This is a genomic window from Pseudomonas sp. JUb42, from assembly GCF_024807945.1.
Taxonomy (GTDB): Bacteria; Pseudomonadota; Gammaproteobacteria; order Pseudomonadales; family Pseudomonadaceae; genus Aquipseudomonas.
In genome coordinates, this window is the sequence record NZ_JANUFD010000005.1 from 25,382 (window position 1) to 38,632 (window position 13,251).

Annotated in this window: 13 protein-coding genes; 3 read left to right on the top strand and 10 right to left on the bottom strand. The window is 59.9% G+C overall.

The window, feature by feature from the left end; translation table 11 throughout:
- Positions 1-8 precede the first annotated feature (8 nt).
- Together M2401_RS11240 and M2401_RS11245 are read right to left on the bottom strand one after the other, a co-directional pair.
- On the bottom strand, positions 9-554 hold the full coding sequence (locus M2401_RS11240) for an ester cyclase (protein WP_409033912.1): 546 nt from the start codon (positions 552-554) through the stop codon (positions 9-11).
- Positions 554-1,666 carry an alkene reductase gene (locus M2401_RS11245; RefSeq protein WP_259102739.1) on the bottom strand — a complete coding sequence of 371 codons (1,113 nt, stop codon included), beginning with the start codon at positions 1,664-1,666 and terminating at the stop codon, positions 554-556. Before M2401_RS11245 ends, M2401_RS11240 begins: the two co-directional genes overlap by 1 nt.
- A 110-nt stretch (positions 1,667-1,776) precedes the next feature.
- Between M2401_RS11245 and M2401_RS11250 the strand changes: the two genes are divergently transcribed.
- Positions 1,777-2,688 (top strand): LysR family transcriptional regulator, encoded by a 912-nt coding sequence (locus M2401_RS11250; protein ID WP_259102741.1) that lies wholly within the window; start codon positions 1,777-1,779, stop codon positions 2,686-2,688.
- A 106-nt stretch (positions 2,689-2,794) separates the two neighbouring features.
- On the opposite strand, the gene M2401_RS11255 is transcribed toward M2401_RS11250, so the two are convergent.
- On the bottom strand, positions 2,795-3,544 hold the full coding sequence (locus tag M2401_RS11255; protein WP_259102742.1) for an SDR family NAD(P)-dependent oxidoreductase: 750 nt from the start codon (positions 3,542-3,544) through the stop codon (positions 2,795-2,797).
- Positions 3,545-3,642: 98 nt separating this feature from the next.
- On the opposite strand from M2401_RS11255, the gene M2401_RS11260 reads away from it, so the two are divergent.
- Positions 3,643-4,011 (top strand): helix-turn-helix domain-containing protein, encoded by a 369-nt coding sequence (locus M2401_RS11260; protein ID WP_259102744.1) that lies wholly within the window; start codon positions 3,643-3,645, stop codon positions 4,009-4,011.
- 77 nt (positions 4,012-4,088) lie between these two features.
- Here the strand turns inward: M2401_RS11260 and M2401_RS11265 are convergent, their stop codons facing one another.
- From M2401_RS11265 to M2401_RS11285, 5 genes are read right to left on the bottom strand one after another with little or no spacing between them, the layout of a single operon-like run.
- A complete protein-coding gene (locus tag M2401_RS11265) occupies positions 4,089-5,162 on the bottom strand; it encodes a low specificity L-threonine aldolase (RefSeq protein WP_259102746.1) in 1,074 nt (357 codons plus the stop codon).
- A gap of 12 nt (positions 5,163-5,174) precedes the next feature.
- Complete coding sequence (locus M2401_RS11270; RefSeq protein ID WP_259102747.1) at positions 5,175-5,909, bottom strand: amino acid ABC transporter ATP-binding protein; 735 nt, start codon at positions 5,907-5,909, stop codon at positions 5,175-5,177.
- A gap of 42 nt (positions 5,910-5,951) precedes the next feature.
- Positions 5,952-6,638 (bottom strand): amino acid ABC transporter permease, encoded by a 687-nt coding sequence (locus M2401_RS11275; RefSeq protein ID WP_259102749.1) that lies wholly within the window; start codon positions 6,636-6,638, stop codon positions 5,952-5,954.
- The gene (locus tag M2401_RS11280) at positions 6,635-7,402 is read right to left on the bottom strand and encodes an amino acid ABC transporter permease (protein WP_259102751.1); all 768 of its coding nucleotides are present in this window, start codon (positions 7,400-7,402) and stop codon (positions 6,635-6,637) included. Before M2401_RS11280 ends, M2401_RS11275 begins: the two co-directional genes overlap by 4 nt.
- 8 nt (positions 7,403-7,410) lie before the next feature.
- The gene (locus M2401_RS11285; RefSeq protein ID WP_259102752.1) at positions 7,411-8,313 is read right to left on the bottom strand and encodes an amino acid ABC transporter substrate-binding protein; all 903 of its coding nucleotides are present in this window, start codon (positions 8,311-8,313) and stop codon (positions 7,411-7,413) included.
- 144 nt (positions 8,314-8,457) lie between these two features.
- Here M2401_RS11285 and M2401_RS11290 point away from each other — a divergent pair, with 144 nt between their 5' ends.
- Positions 8,458-9,378 carry a LysR substrate-binding domain-containing protein gene (locus M2401_RS11290; protein ID WP_259102754.1) on the top strand — a complete coding sequence of 307 codons (921 nt, stop codon included), beginning with the start codon at positions 8,458-8,460 and terminating at the stop codon, positions 9,376-9,378.
- A gap of 27 nt (positions 9,379-9,405) precedes the next feature.
- Here the strand turns inward: M2401_RS11290 and M2401_RS11295 are convergent, their stop codons facing one another.
- Together M2401_RS11295 and potE are read right to left on the bottom strand one after the other, a co-directional pair.
- Positions 9,406-11,691, bottom strand: coding sequence for an Orn/Lys/Arg decarboxylase N-terminal domain-containing protein (locus M2401_RS11295; protein WP_259102756.1), 2,286 nt, complete (start codon positions 11,689-11,691; stop codon positions 9,406-9,408).
- On the bottom strand, positions 11,688-13,094 hold the full coding sequence (potE, locus tag M2401_RS11300; protein WP_259102757.1) for a putrescine-ornithine antiporter: 1,407 nt from the start codon (positions 13,092-13,094) through the stop codon (positions 11,688-11,690). Before potE ends, M2401_RS11295 begins: the two co-directional genes overlap by 4 nt.
- Between the last annotated feature and the right edge of the window lie 157 nt (positions 13,095-13,251).

A 13,251-nucleotide genomic window follows, 5' to 3' on the forward strand; every position in this document is an offset into this window, starting at 1 on the left:
CTGCCAGGCTAACGCGCGACGATACCAATCTGCTGCAGGAATGTCAGGTTGTCCTCCAGATGCCAGTTCTCGGCGATCCGGCCGTTGGCGATGCGGTAGATGTCGGTGGCAATGAAGTTGACCGCCTGCCCCTGCCCTTGCACGCCGTTGAATGTACCGGTGAAGTGGCCGCTGAAGCGCAAGTGCGATACCACGCGATCACCGCTGACAATCATTTGTTGAATCTCACATTGCAGGTCTGGCACCGCACTGTGGAACGCCTTGGAAGCCGCCAACGGACCTGCGATACCTTGAGGGCGGCCAGGCGGCAATGCGCGGTCCATGAAGTCCGCCGCCAGTGCCTCTTGTGCCAAGGCCGGATTGCCGGACTGCCAGAAGGTCGCATAGCGCCGCGCGGCCAGGGTTTGCGCCTCAACCCGTGCGGGATTTGCGCCAGGATCGGCAATGATTACCTTGGGCGTTATCAGTGTCGGCTCGGCAGCCCTGGCGTTCGAACTCAGGACGGTAGTCGTCAATGTAGCAGCGGCAAGCAGGCCCGAAATCAATCTGCGCATCATGCTTCTCCCACAGTAACAGCGGGGTAATCGCTGTAGCCCTTGGCGCTGCCGCCAAACAGGGTCGAGTGATCGAGAGGCGCCAGCGGCAGGTTTTGCATCAGGCGCAATGGCAGGTCCGGGTTGCTGACAAAGGGCCGACCGAAAGCGACCAGGTCGGCATAGCCCTGACCGATGACCCACTCCGCGCGCTCGCGATTGTAGTTGCCGGCGACGATGATCGGACGGCTGAAGCGAGCCCGGATCGCCTGGCGGAACGACTCGGTAAAGACTGGCGCATCGTCCCAATCGGCTTCCACCAGGTGCAGATAACCGATGCCCTTGCCTTGCAGGTATTCAGCGGCTTCGAGAATGGTCGGCAGGATATCCGGGCAAGCCATGCCACGCGCCGTCAGAAAAGGAGCCAGGCGAATAGCGGTACGTTCGGCACCCACCTCGTCGCTGACCGCATCGACCACGTCCTTAAGAAAGCGCAGGCGATTGCTGCGCGAACCACCGTACTCATCGGTACGGGTGTTGGAGGTGGTGCGCAGGAACTGATCGATCAGGTAACCGTTGGCGCCGTGGATTTCCACGCCGTCAAAACCTGCGCGCATCGCCCGGCGCGCGGCCTGGCGGAAGTCTTCGACCACCTGTTTGATTTCTGCATGGCTCAGTGCCCGGGGTGTCGGGGAATCGAACATGCCGCCCTGCCCCGTTACCGGGTCAACTTTCCAGATCTGCCCTTCGAACGGCTCGGCAGAGGGCGCCACTGGCAACTCGCCGTGATGAAAGTCGGGGTGGGACAAGCGCCCGACATGCCACAACTGCAGGAAGATACGCCCGCCCTTGGCATGCACGGCCTCGGTAATACCCTGCCAGCCTTGCACTTGCGCTTCGCTATGGATGCCGGGGGTGAATGAGTAGCCCTTGCCCTGAGGCGAAATCTGCGCGGCCTCGGTAACGATCAAGGCTGCCGAAGCGCGCTGGGCGTAGTACTCGGCGTTACTGGCGTTGGGGATGTCGCCGGGCTGGCTGCTGCGGGCGCGGGTCATGGGCGCCATGACGACGCGATGAGAGGCAGTGATGCCGGCGAATGCGACGGGGCTGAACAAGGTGTTGGATGCATTCATGGTCAAGGTCTCCTGGGCTAATGAATGTTGATGGGGCCAGTGTGTAACCAGGGACGTGCATTGATAATTGGCCTAACCTTTGATGGATTTTCAAAAATATTGGAATAATCATGGATAACCTCGGCGACATCCGACTGTTTGTCGAAGCGGCTCAGTTGGGCGGGCTGTCACAGGCAGGCCGCAAACTCGGGCTGTCGCCGGCAGCAGCCAGTGCGCGACTGCTCAAGCTGGAAGCTTCGCTGGCCACCCGTCTGTTCGAGCGCACCACCCGGCAACTGCGCCTCACCGATGAGGGCCGGGTTTATCTGGAGCACTGCCGTCAGGCGCTGCAGGCACTGGACGATGCCCGTGCGGCATTGTCGGCAGAGAAAAATGAAATTCGCGGCAAGATCCGTATTTCGGCCACCTCGGACTTTGGCCGTCATGTGCTCAACCCGTGGCTCGACGCGTTTACACGTCTGTATCCACAGGTCGTTCCCGCGCTGCAGTTGTCTGACTCGCTCTCGCACCTGGTGGCCGATGACGTCGATCTGGTGATCCGCTTCGGCGTGCCGCCGGACAGCTCTTTGATCGCCCGGCCGCTGGCCGCCAATCGCCGGGTGTTGTGTGCAGCGCCCGGCTACCTGGCACGCAAAGGCACGCCGCAACACCCGCGACAGTTGGCTGACTTCGATCATATCGTCGTCGGGCAGTCAGGCTGGTCGAATGAATGGCGCTTGCGTCGTGGCGAGGAAGAGGTGCTGTTCAAGGTGCCACTGGAGGCCGCTCGGGAAACCAACGACGGCGCCCTCGCCCGGCAGTGGGCTGTCGATGGTCACGGCATCGTGTTGAAGTCGATCTGGGATGTCACAGCGGATATCAACGCCGGGCGCCTGACCTTGCTGATGCCCGAGTGGCAAACAGCCGAAGCGCCAGTACACGCCCTGTATCCACGCAGTCGTTACCTGGCGCCGCGGGTGCGGGCGTTGCTGGATTTCCTGCGGGAGCGGTTCGATGAGACTTCGGCGCAAATGCCGTTTTAAGGACACGACGCCAGAGAGTGATGATGTCCCCTAGCCTGCACAGATCCCCTCTGAATCCCTGGACTGAAACCAATCAAGGGGATCTATGGTTATCCCGGTTTGTCCATCAAACCTGCGCCAATCCTCCATCTACAAACATCTCGCTCCCCGTCATGAAGCTGCTTTCATCCGATGCCAGGAACAACGCCGCAGCGGCCACTTCTTCCGGCTTACCGATACGGCCCAGCGGCAATTGCTCGACCATCGAGTCAACGATCGCATCCTTCTGGCCTGTGGTCGAAAGCGCCAGGTCCAGCCCGGGTGTTTCGATCGGTCCAGGTGAAAGGACATTGACGCGAATGCCCGTGCCCTTGAGGTCCAGCGCCCAACTCCTGGCGAAATTGCGCAGCGCCGCCTTGGTCGCGCTGTAGACACTGAATGCCGGCGTGCCCATGGTGCCGGTGGTCGAGCCGGTGAGGATGATCGAGCCGCCCTGCTGCATCAGTGGCAGCGCTTTTTGCACGGTGAACAGCGTGCCTTTGACATTGATGCCGAAGGTGCGGTCAAAGGACTCTTCAGTGATCGAGCCGATTGGCTGGAAATCCCCCAGCCCCGCGTTGGCGAACAGCACGTCGATCCGGCCTTTGGCGGCCTTGATCTGCTCGTAGATACGGTCAAGGTCCTGCAGATTGGCAATGTCGCCTTGGATTGCCAACGTTTCATGGCCGATCAGTTGGACCGCCTTGTCCAGCTCTTCCTGACGGCGTCCGACGATGACGACTTGTGCGCCTTCTGCCGCAAAACGTATGGCTGTCGCCAGGCCAATGCCGCTATTGCCGCCGGTCACTACTGCGATTTTTCCGGTGAGTCTGCTCATGACTGTTCCTCAAGAAAGTTGAGGCACAACTGTAGATCCGCGCTATTTATTTGAATAGTATGCACCTTTTGGTAAGTGCCTGATCCGGGAGTCAAAACATGCTCAACAACCCTTTCAATTGCGGGCTGGACGCCGCGCTGGCAGTGATCGGCGGGAAATGGAAACCGTTGGTCCTTTATCATCTGGCGCAGAACGTTCATCGCTACGGCGAGCTGCGCCGGGCCATTGGTGGCGTGACCGATAAAGTATTGATTCAGCAGCTCAAAGAGCTGGAGCGGGATGAAATCATTGCCCGGGTGGACTTTCAGGAGATACCGCCGAAGGTCGAGTACTCCCTCACCCCTTTCGGGCAGTCCCTGGCCACAGCATTGGGCGCATTGTGTGCCTGGGGCACCGAGCATATGGCGACGGTTGAACGGATCAATGAGCGCCGTGCGCTCGCCCTCACAAAACAACCGGCTGATTGAATGCGTTTTTGTAGGAGCGGTGTCAGCCGCGAGAGCGCGCTCCCGGCTAAAGCCGGTCCTACAAACCACACAATTGCTTATCCAGCCACCAATCTCACTCCCTGCTTGAAACAAGCCACGGCACGCTCAATATCCTCGTCACCAATATGCCGGTGGGTCACGCAGCGAAGGCGATCTTTGCCCCACGGCCGCACCAATAGTCCCAGGGACTCGAGGTTATTTGCCCAGGCGTTGCTATCCAGGCCGGTCTGCGCGATGTCGATCTGGACGATATTGGTTTGCGGCTGCGAGGCGCTGATCGGCAGACCCAGCTGATTGATCAGGCGGCTGAGGTGTTGCGCGCGTTGATGGTCTTCGCTGAGACGGCTGACCATGTTCTGCACCCCATAAAGCCCCGCAGCGGCCATGATGCCGGCCTGGCGCTGGGTGCCGCCGAGCATGCGTCGCAGTCGGCGGGCCTGGTGCATCATGGCCGACGGCCCGACCAGCACCGCCCCGACCGGTGCGCTGAGGCCTTTGGACAGGCACACGGAAACCGTATCGGCATGCTGCGCCACCGCCTGCGCACTGACGCCCAGCGCCACCGCTGCGTTGAACAGTCGCGCGCCGTCCAGATGCACCGGCACGCCTTGCGCTTCGGCCAGCCGATACACCGCCTGCATGTGGGCCAGCCCCGGCACAGCGCCGCCTGAGTTGTTATGAGACGTCTCCATGGCCAGCACGCCCGTGTGCAGCTTGTGCTTGCCGCCCTTGAGGGACTCCTCGGTGTGATTCAGGTCCATCTCGCCGCGCAGGCCGGGAACGCCGAGATAAAACAGCCCGGTAAAGGTCGCCGCCCCACGCTCGGAGGTATACATGTGCGCACTGGACTCCAGCACCACCTGCTCGCCGCGTCCGGTTTGCGCCAGTACCGCCAACAGGTTGGCCATGGTGCAACTGGGCACGAACAAGCCTTCTTCCTTGCCAAGCAGAGTGGCAACGCCCTCCTCCAGCATGCGTACCGAAGGGTCGAAATCCAGGCCGTCATCACCGATCGGTGCGGTGCGCATGACCTCGTACATTTGCTCGGTAGGCCGCGTCACCGTGTCGCTGCGCAAATCGACCGGCAAGGCGATGCCCGCCCCGCTGTCGTGGGAATTCAAAGCAGACATGAGAAACCCCTGTCAGTGCTGGAGGATTTTTGAGAGAAACTGGCGAGTGCGCTCGCTGCGCGCCTCGACGTTGTCGAAGAATTCAGAGGTGACGCAATCTTCAATGATCTTGCCGCCATCCATGAAGATGACCCGATCAGCCACGCGCCGGGCAAAGCCCATTTCATGGGTGACCACCATCATGGTCATGCCTTCACGGGCCAGGTCGGTCATGACATCCAGCACTTCGTTGACCATTTCCGGATCCAGGGCCGAGGTCGGCTCATCGAACAGCATCACCCCAGGGTCCATGGACAAGGCCCGGGCGATGGCCACGCGCTGTTGCTGACCACCCGAGAGCATGCCCGGATGCTTGTCCTTGTGCGCCAGAAGACCGACCCGGTCCAGCAGCGCGTGAGCTTTGATCCTGGCTTCTTCCGGGTTGCGCTTGAGCACCTTGATCTGGCCCATGCACAGGTTTTCCGTGACCGACAAATGGGGAAACAGCTCGAAATGCTGAAACACCATGCCGGCCTGGGAGCGCAGCTTGGGAAGGTCGGTCTTGGGATCGCCGACACTGATACCGTTCACCGATACCGTACCCTTTTCAAACGACTCAAGGGCGTTGACGGTCTTGATCAGGGTTGATTTGCCCGAGCCCGAAGGCCCGCAAACCACCACCACTTCACCCTTGCTGACCTGGGTGGTGCAGCTGTCCAGTACCTGAAACTCGCCGTACCATTTGCTGACGTTATTGAACTCAATCATCTTGGATAACCCGTAACTGGATTGACACTCACCAATGGCGGCTCAACGAGCGACCAGCGCTCTTCTTTCAAGCAATTTGACGATCCGCGAGGCGCTGAAACAGATCACCAGGTAGACCAGGGCAACGAACAGATACAGCTCGACCAACCGGCCATCACGCTGGCCGATCTTCGCGCCCGCGCCGAGGAAGTCGGTCAGGGACAGCACGTACACCAGTGAGGTGTCCTGGAACAGGATGATTACCCGTGTCACCAGTGACGGCAGCATGTTGCGAAAGGCCTGGGGCAAAATGATGCTCTGCATCGACTGGCGATACGTCAGGCCGATCGCCAGCCCCGCCGACATCTGCCCACGGGATACCGATTGAATGCCGGCCCGCATGATTTCGCAGAAGTACGCCGCTTCGAACAGGGTGAAAGTGATGATCGCCGACTTGTACGCCCCCACATTCATTGGCCGTGAAGCCCCGGTTGCCCAGGCGCCGATGTACGGCATCAGAAAGTAGAACCAGAAGATCACCAGCAGCAGCGGCACCGAACGCATGGCGTTGACGTAGAACCCGGCCGGTATCGATATCAGTCGATACGGTGACAGGCGCATCACCGCCAATAAAGTCCCCAGCAGCAGACCCATGCTCGCCGCTGCGGCCGTCAGGGTCAGGGTGAAGGTCATGCCCGTGCCGAACAGGTACGGAATGGCACTGATGACGACAGCAAAATCAAAATTCATGATGCGCTCCCGCTCAACTTGACCCGGGTTTTCCAGCCAATCCTGCCCGGCAAGGCAAAATGCCGCTCCAGATAGTGCATGGCCAGTACGACGCAGCCATTGATCACCAGATAACCCACCGTCGCTGCTGAAAACGCCTCGAAGATATGGAAGCTGAATTCCTGCATGGCCCGCGCCTGCCCGGTCAATTCCAGCAGGCCGATGGTCAGGGCCACGGAGGAGTATTTGACGATCCCCATGAACTCCGAGGTCAGCGGCGGGATCACGATGCGATAAGCCTGGGGCATGATCACGTAGCGATACACCTGCAGCGGCGTTAGGCCCATGGCGATGCCCGCCTGGCCCTGCCCTCGCGGCAGCGACTGGATGCCTGCACGAAGGGTTTCCGCCAGGCGCGCAGTACCGTAGAAGCTCAGGCACAGCACCGCAGGAATGAACTGCCCCCAGGGCTGGCCCATCTGTTTCAAGGCATCGCCCCAGTCCTTGGGCAACAGCTCAGGAAGGACGAAATACCAGAGAAACATCTGTACCAGCAGCGGGATATTGCGAAATATCTCGACGTACAGGGTGCCGATATAGTGCAGCAGCACCGAGGGTGCCGTGCGCAATACCGCCACCATGGACCCCATGATCAGCGACACCGCCCCTGCCGACAACGACAGGGCCAGGGTCCAGCCGACACCGATCAGCAAGTTGTACAGATAGGTGTCGACGCCGTTGGAGGACAGCTCAAGAAAGATCCTCCAGCTCCAGTCATAGTTCATGAGGTTGCCTACTCGTAAAGGGCCGGATCAGCCGAATCGGTAGGGTTGGCCAAGGCTTTCTTGAGCGCAGCGCTCATGGGGAAATTCAGGTTGATGCCGTGGGGCGGAATCGGCGAGGTGAAGTATTTGTCGTACAGCTTGTTCACCGTGCCGTCCTTGATCAGCTCGACGACTGCGGTATCGACCAGGGTCTTGAACTGCGGATCGTCCTTGGGCTCGAGAATGCCGTAGGGGGCAAGCTCCAGGCCTTTGCTGCCGACGACGAAGTCTTCAGGATTCTTCGACGACGCCACGGCACCGTACGCCAGCCCGTCATCGTTGGCCGAACCGGCGGCACGGCCACTGGAAACCATCAGGAAGGTTTCCGCGGTGTCCTTGGCTGGTGCCACGGAAATACCGTAGCCGTACTTGGCGTTGAGCATCGAGATCAGCTTGAAGGTCTGGCCACCCGCCTGGGCGGCGATGGTCTTGCCGCGAAAGGACGACAGGTCATTGACGTCTACCCCGGCGTCCTTGCGTGCCAGCAGCACGACCTGGGCGACGAATGTCGTCGGGGCGAAAGACACCAGCGAATGGCGATCGGCTTTATTAGTGGTATTGCCGCACTCCAGATCGATCGTGCCATTGGCCAGCAACGGGATACGGGTTGCCGACGCCGTCGGGTTGTAATGCACGGCCAGGGACGGGAGATTCAGTGCCGTCTTGATCTTCTGGGTAATGGCTTCACAAATCTCGACGGTGTAGCCCACGGGTTTCTGCTGGGCGTCCAGGTAGCCGAACGGCACCGAACTTTCCGGGTAACCAAGGGTGATAGAGCCCGACTCGCGAATCCTGTCGATTCGCCCATCCGCAAACGCCTGTGCACTGAGCACAACTGCCGCAATCGCTGTTACAGCGCTGATCACTTTCATAGTCCTTCCTCGGTAATCGAAACAGAGAACATCATCTGGTGTCGCGAACTGACCGAGAGCAGGAGATCGGTAGTGGCAAAAAGTATCCATGAAGAATATATTTAAGCCCAATACCTCTTACGTATTGCTGGATACAGGATTGATATGAGCGAAGGATATATGAAGCTTCGTCAGATCGAAGCGTTTCGCGCCATTATGATGACCGGATCGATGACAATCGCCGCTCGTAAGCTGCACACATCGCAGCCGCAAGTCAGCCGCCTTATCAGTCAACTGGAAGCCCTCACCCAATTTCCCTTGTTCGAACGCCACGGCAGCAAGCTCAAGCCGACCGTGGACGGCGAGCGTTTTTATAGTGAGGTAGAGAAGACATTTTCCGGCCTGACCAGCCTCGAATCGGCGGCTGCGGTGATCCGCTCGTTCGGTCGCGATCGCCTGGTATTGGCGGCCATGCCCCGGCTGGCGGGTGGTTTGCTGGCGCGAATAGTCGCCCGCTTCAAGCTGGAGTTTCCGGATGTGCTGGTGACTATCCAGTCGGGCAACGAAAGCACGGTCAACGAGTGGATTCGCTCCGGCATGTGCAGCACCGGTCTGGCCATGCTCTATAACCAGACCCCCGGCATCCATGTCGACCCGGTGATCACCTCCAACTGCGTCGCGGTCTTTCCCAAGGGCCATCGATTCGCGCAACTGGAACGGGTCACGCCCGAAGATTTCGCCAACGAACGCTATATCTCCTTCCCCAGCGCAAGCCCGGTGCGCGAGCGCATCGATGACATCTTCGAGCAGGCCGGAGTCAAGCGTCGGATCGTTGCCGAAGCGAGTCTGGGCGCGTCGATTTGTGCACTGGTCGGCGCGGGCATGGGCGTCAGCCTGATCAACCCGGTCGCCGCCTCCGAAGAGGCAACGATTCACAGCATCGAGTCACGCCCCTTCACCGCCAGTATCCCGGTGGTGATTGGCTTGCTGTTTCCATCCCACCACCCGCAATCGCGACTGGTCAGCAGCTTCGCGCAATGTGCGCGGGAGGTGATGCTCGCCGAGCTGTCGCCGCTTTGCGCGTGATCGGCTGAGCAAATCACCCGGATCAGCTCACTTGAGTACCAGCAGCCGATAAACCCCCGCCTCGGTCTCGATGCCATGGGTGTCATGGGTAAAGCCGGGATAGGACTTGTCGAAGCTTTCCAGCGCCCGCAGGTAGGCCAGCAACGGGCCATCAGCGGGGCCGGCGTTTTCCCCCGGCATCAACAACGGGATACCCGGCGGATACGGCACGATGCCGGTGGCGACAATACGCCCGGCCGCCTCCTCCAGTGTGACCAGTTCGACCTGATTTTTCACCAGCTTCTCGTAAGCCTCCACCGGGCTGAATTCGGCCTTGGGCAACATGCCGAAGGCCTTGGCCATGGTCGAGGTGGTGCGGGTCTGCTTCATGGCCGTGAAGATATCTTCAGCCAGATCTCGCAAGCCCATGCCGGCATAGCGCTGCTGGTTGGCGGTGAGCAGATCGGGCAGGCACAGCTCCAGTTCCAGGTTGCTGTCGTAGTCGCGCTTGAAGTCGAGCAAGGCATTGACCAGCGTGCCCCATTTGCCTTTGGTGATGCCGATGGAGAACAGGAACAGGATGGTGAAGTCCGTGGTTTTCTCGACGACGATGCCCTGATGGCTCAGGTAGGCGCTGAGCACGCAGGCGGGTATACCGAAGTCCAGCAACTCACCATCGTCGCCCATGCCGGGGCTGAGCACCGAGACCTTGATCGGGTCGAGCATGCAGTAGCCGTCCTCGATATCGCCGAAGCCATGCCACACCTCATTAGGGTGCAGGACCCAGCAGTCCGGATCGGTTTTCAGTGTCAGCGGATCGACCTTGTGGAACGGCACCGCCGCACCATCGACCTTGACCGATGGCGGCTGCCAGCAGGTGAAAAACCAGTCGTCGTGGCTGAGCATCTCGCTCTTCATCCGCGAGATCACCTGCCGGAAGGCGATGGCCTCCTCGATGGATTCATTGGTCAGAATTTGCCCGCTGGGCGCCTCCATCATGGCCGAGCTGACGTCGCAGGAGGCCATGATCGCGTAGTTCGGCGAGGTCGAGGCATGCATCATGAACGACTCGTTGAAACGCCCGTGGGGAATCGGATTGCGGCCGTTGCGCACATGAATCATCGACGCCTGGGACAGCGCCGCCAGCAGCTTGTGGGTCGATTGGGTAGCAAACACCGTGGGTTTCGACGCATCGTGATCTTCCGGACGGCCATGCATGGCAAAACGGTCGCGATACAGCGGGTTGAACCGCGCATAGCCATACCAGGCTTCGTCGAAATGCAGGCGGTCGACGCTCTGCCCCAGCAACTCTTCGACTCGCGTGACGTTATAGGTCAGGCCGTCATAGGTGGAGTTAGTAACAATGGCGTGGACCGGCGTCGGGTCGATATGGCTCTTGACCAGCGGGTTGGCGGCAATGGCTGCCTGCACCCCTTCACGGCTCAGGGTCTGGGGCAGGATCGGGCCGATGATGCCGTAGCGATTGCGGGTCGGCACCAGATAGGTCGGGATCGCCCCGGACAGGGTCATCGCATGTTCGGCGGACTTGTGGCAATTGCGGTCGCACAGGGCAATCTGATCACGGGTCACGCTGGCCATGAGGATGACCCGGTTCGACATGGACGAGCCATTGGTCACGTAGTAAGTACGATGGGCGCCAAAAACCTTGGCCGCATAACGCTCGCCCTGCCCTATGGGGCCGCTGTGGTCGAGCAACGAACCGAGATCACCCACCGAGATCGACAGGTCGGAACGCAGCAGGTTTTCCCCGAAAAACTCGTAGAACGCCCTGCCCGCCGTGCTTTTCAGGAACGCCGTGCCACCGGCATGACCCGGCGTATGCCAGGAGTATTCGTAGGAGCGGGCGAACTTCAGCAACGCGCCGAACATTGGCGGCAACACGGCCTGACGGTAGCGCTCGATGGCCGCCAGAATGCGTCCGCTGAGAAAGCGACTGGTGTCTTCGGGCAGCCAGATGAAGTCATCGGCGTGCTGCATCACCACCAGCGGGATACTGGACGCGGTACTGCGGTCGCTGATCAGGAACACCGGCACCCGGGTGTTGCGCTCACGCAGGTCGGTGAGCAACTGGATGCATTCCTGATGATCGTCACTCTTGTCCATTTCCCAGCTCAACAGCACGCACTGGATGGCCGGGTCGGAGTGCAGAATCGAGGTGGCATCACTGAGGCTTTCCGACACCAGCACACTGATTGAGCGTTCTTCGACATCACTGATCAATTGATTGAGGGCGCGGCCGAATACCGTGCGTTTGTCAGGGGCGCTGCTCACCAGCAAGGCCAGCATGCCGAGCAATTGGCGGTGTTCCGTCATGGTCGAACCTCCACAGGGGAATTCAGGTTGTTTACCGGGATGGGCTCCGCGCTGAGGTGTTGGGCGCTGATGGTTTGCACCGGTACGCTGTTATTCAGCGCTTCGAGGCGGATCAGGCGGTTATTGACGAAGCCGAACAGGGTGTAGCCGAAAATCGTCGCCACTCCGCCCAGCATCAGCGCCTGCGGGCCCGAGCTGTACAGCGCCAGATAGCTGTAGGCGGCGGCCACCCAGGCAATGACATTGCTGATCAGTGCCTGACGCGGCTCAACGTTTGAGACCTTCTGCATCGTCATCAGTGCGGCCATGGACAGGATGTACGGCACCAGATTGGTGACGACGGCCAGGTTGACCAGCACATCGAACTGCTTGCTCAGGTCCGGGCTGATGGTCAGCAACGCGAGTGCCGTCTGCCCGGCCAGCAGGATCAACATGCCGACAATCGGCGTGCCGGCCTTGTTGGCCTTGGCAAATATCGGCAGGAAATAACCGGTGTCGGCCGAGCTCTTGAACACCTGGGCAATGGTGAATTGCCAACCCAGCAGCGAACCGATGCAGGCCAGTATCATCAGGCCCATGACCAGGTTGCCGACCAGCGGCGTGAACATCTTCGCGAAAACCAGACCAAATGGCGCAGTAGACGCCACCAGCTCGGGATTACTGACGATGCCGGCGATGACGTTGGTCGAGACGATGTAAATTACTGCCGCACCCAGGGTGCCGCCGAGCACGGCAATGGGCACGTTCTTCTCGGGATTTTCCACGGCGTCGGTGTTGGCACAGGCCGATTCCAGGCCGAGAAATGCCCACAGGGTGATTGCCACCGAAGCCCCCGCCGCCTCGAACCAACTTTTGTCGTGGGGGTTCCAGCCTGCGGCATAGACGCTGCTGTCGAACCAGAACCAGCCAATGGTCGAGACCAGCACCACCGGGGCAATCACGCCCCAGACCGTCACCGCACCGATCTTGCCGGTAATTCCCGCGCCACCAAAGTTGGCGAAGGTGGTGATCCACAACAGGACGATGGTCGCCAGACCGACCTGCAGCGAGTTGAGCTGGATGCTGAACAGCGTCTGGATATAGCCAACCGCCGTAATACCGATCGCCACATTGGCAATAAGCAACGAGAGGCCATAGGTGTAATTGGTTATATAGTTGCCGCCCTTGCCGAAGGTGTATTCGGCATAGCCGCCCATGCCGCCGGTCTTTCGGCTGAGCATGCCGCAGCGCGCAAAGGCGTAGGCCAGCGCTAGGGAACCGGTGGCCGTGACCAGCCAGGACAGGATGGAAATGGCCCCAACTTCGGCCAGTTTGGTGGGCAACAAGATAATCCCTGAGCCTAACATGTTAACGGCGGTTAACATGGTTAGTTGCCCGACGCTCATCTTCTTGGCAGCTGGCATTTCATGATCTTCCTGTGAAAACGAAAACTAAGTCATAGCCAGTTATTGCGATTCGGCAAGCCTCGGCACGTTGACTGACGAAAATAGCGCTGGCAAGCAGCATCAAAACGCCATCATTCAATACTAAATATTTCACTGTTTTTCTGAATATAAATAC

Bases quoted from the DNA above. Each gene is read 5' to 3' on its own strand.
- M2401_RS11240 (WP_409033912.1), bottom strand. From the start codon at position 554: ATGCGCAGATTGATTTCGGGCCTGCTTGCCGCTGCTACATTGACGACT.
- M2401_RS11245 (WP_259102739.1), bottom strand. From the start codon at position 1,666: ATGAATGCATCCAACACCTTGTTCAGCCCCGTCGCATTCGCCGGCATC.
- M2401_RS11250 (WP_259102741.1), top strand. From the start codon at position 1,777: ATGGATAACCTCGGCGACATCCGACTGTTTGTCGAAGCGGCTCAGTTG.
- M2401_RS11255 (WP_259102742.1), bottom strand. From the start codon at position 3,544: ATGAGCAGACTCACCGGAAAAATCGCAGTAGTGACCGGCGGCAATAGC.
- M2401_RS11260 (WP_259102744.1), top strand. From the start codon at position 3,643: ATGCTCAACAACCCTTTCAATTGCGGGCTGGACGCCGCGCTGGCAGTG.
- M2401_RS11265 (WP_259102746.1), bottom strand. From the start codon at position 5,162: ATGTCTGCTTTGAATTCCCACGACAGCGGGGCGGGCATCGCCTTGCCG.
- M2401_RS11270 (WP_259102747.1), bottom strand. From the start codon at position 5,909: ATGATTGAGTTCAATAACGTCAGCAAATGGTACGGCGAGTTTCAGGTA.
- M2401_RS11275 (WP_259102749.1), bottom strand. From the start codon at position 6,638: ATGAATTTTGATTTTGCTGTCGTCATCAGTGCCATTCCGTACCTGTTC.
- M2401_RS11280 (WP_259102751.1), bottom strand. From the start codon at position 7,402: ATGAACTATGACTGGAGCTGGAGGATCTTTCTTGAGCTGTCCTCCAAC.
- M2401_RS11285 (WP_259102752.1), bottom strand. From the start codon at position 8,313: ATGAAAGTGATCAGCGCTGTAACAGCGATTGCGGCAGTTGTGCTCAGT.
- M2401_RS11290 (WP_259102754.1), top strand. From the start codon at position 8,458: ATGAGCGAAGGATATATGAAGCTTCGTCAGATCGAAGCGTTTCGCGCC.
- M2401_RS11295 (WP_259102756.1), bottom strand. From the start codon at position 11,691: ATGACGGAACACCGCCAATTGCTCGGCATGCTGGCCTTGCTGGTGAGC.
- potE (WP_259102757.1), bottom strand. From the start codon at position 13,094: ATGCCAGCTGCCAAGAAGATGAGCGTCGGGCAACTAACCATGTTAACC.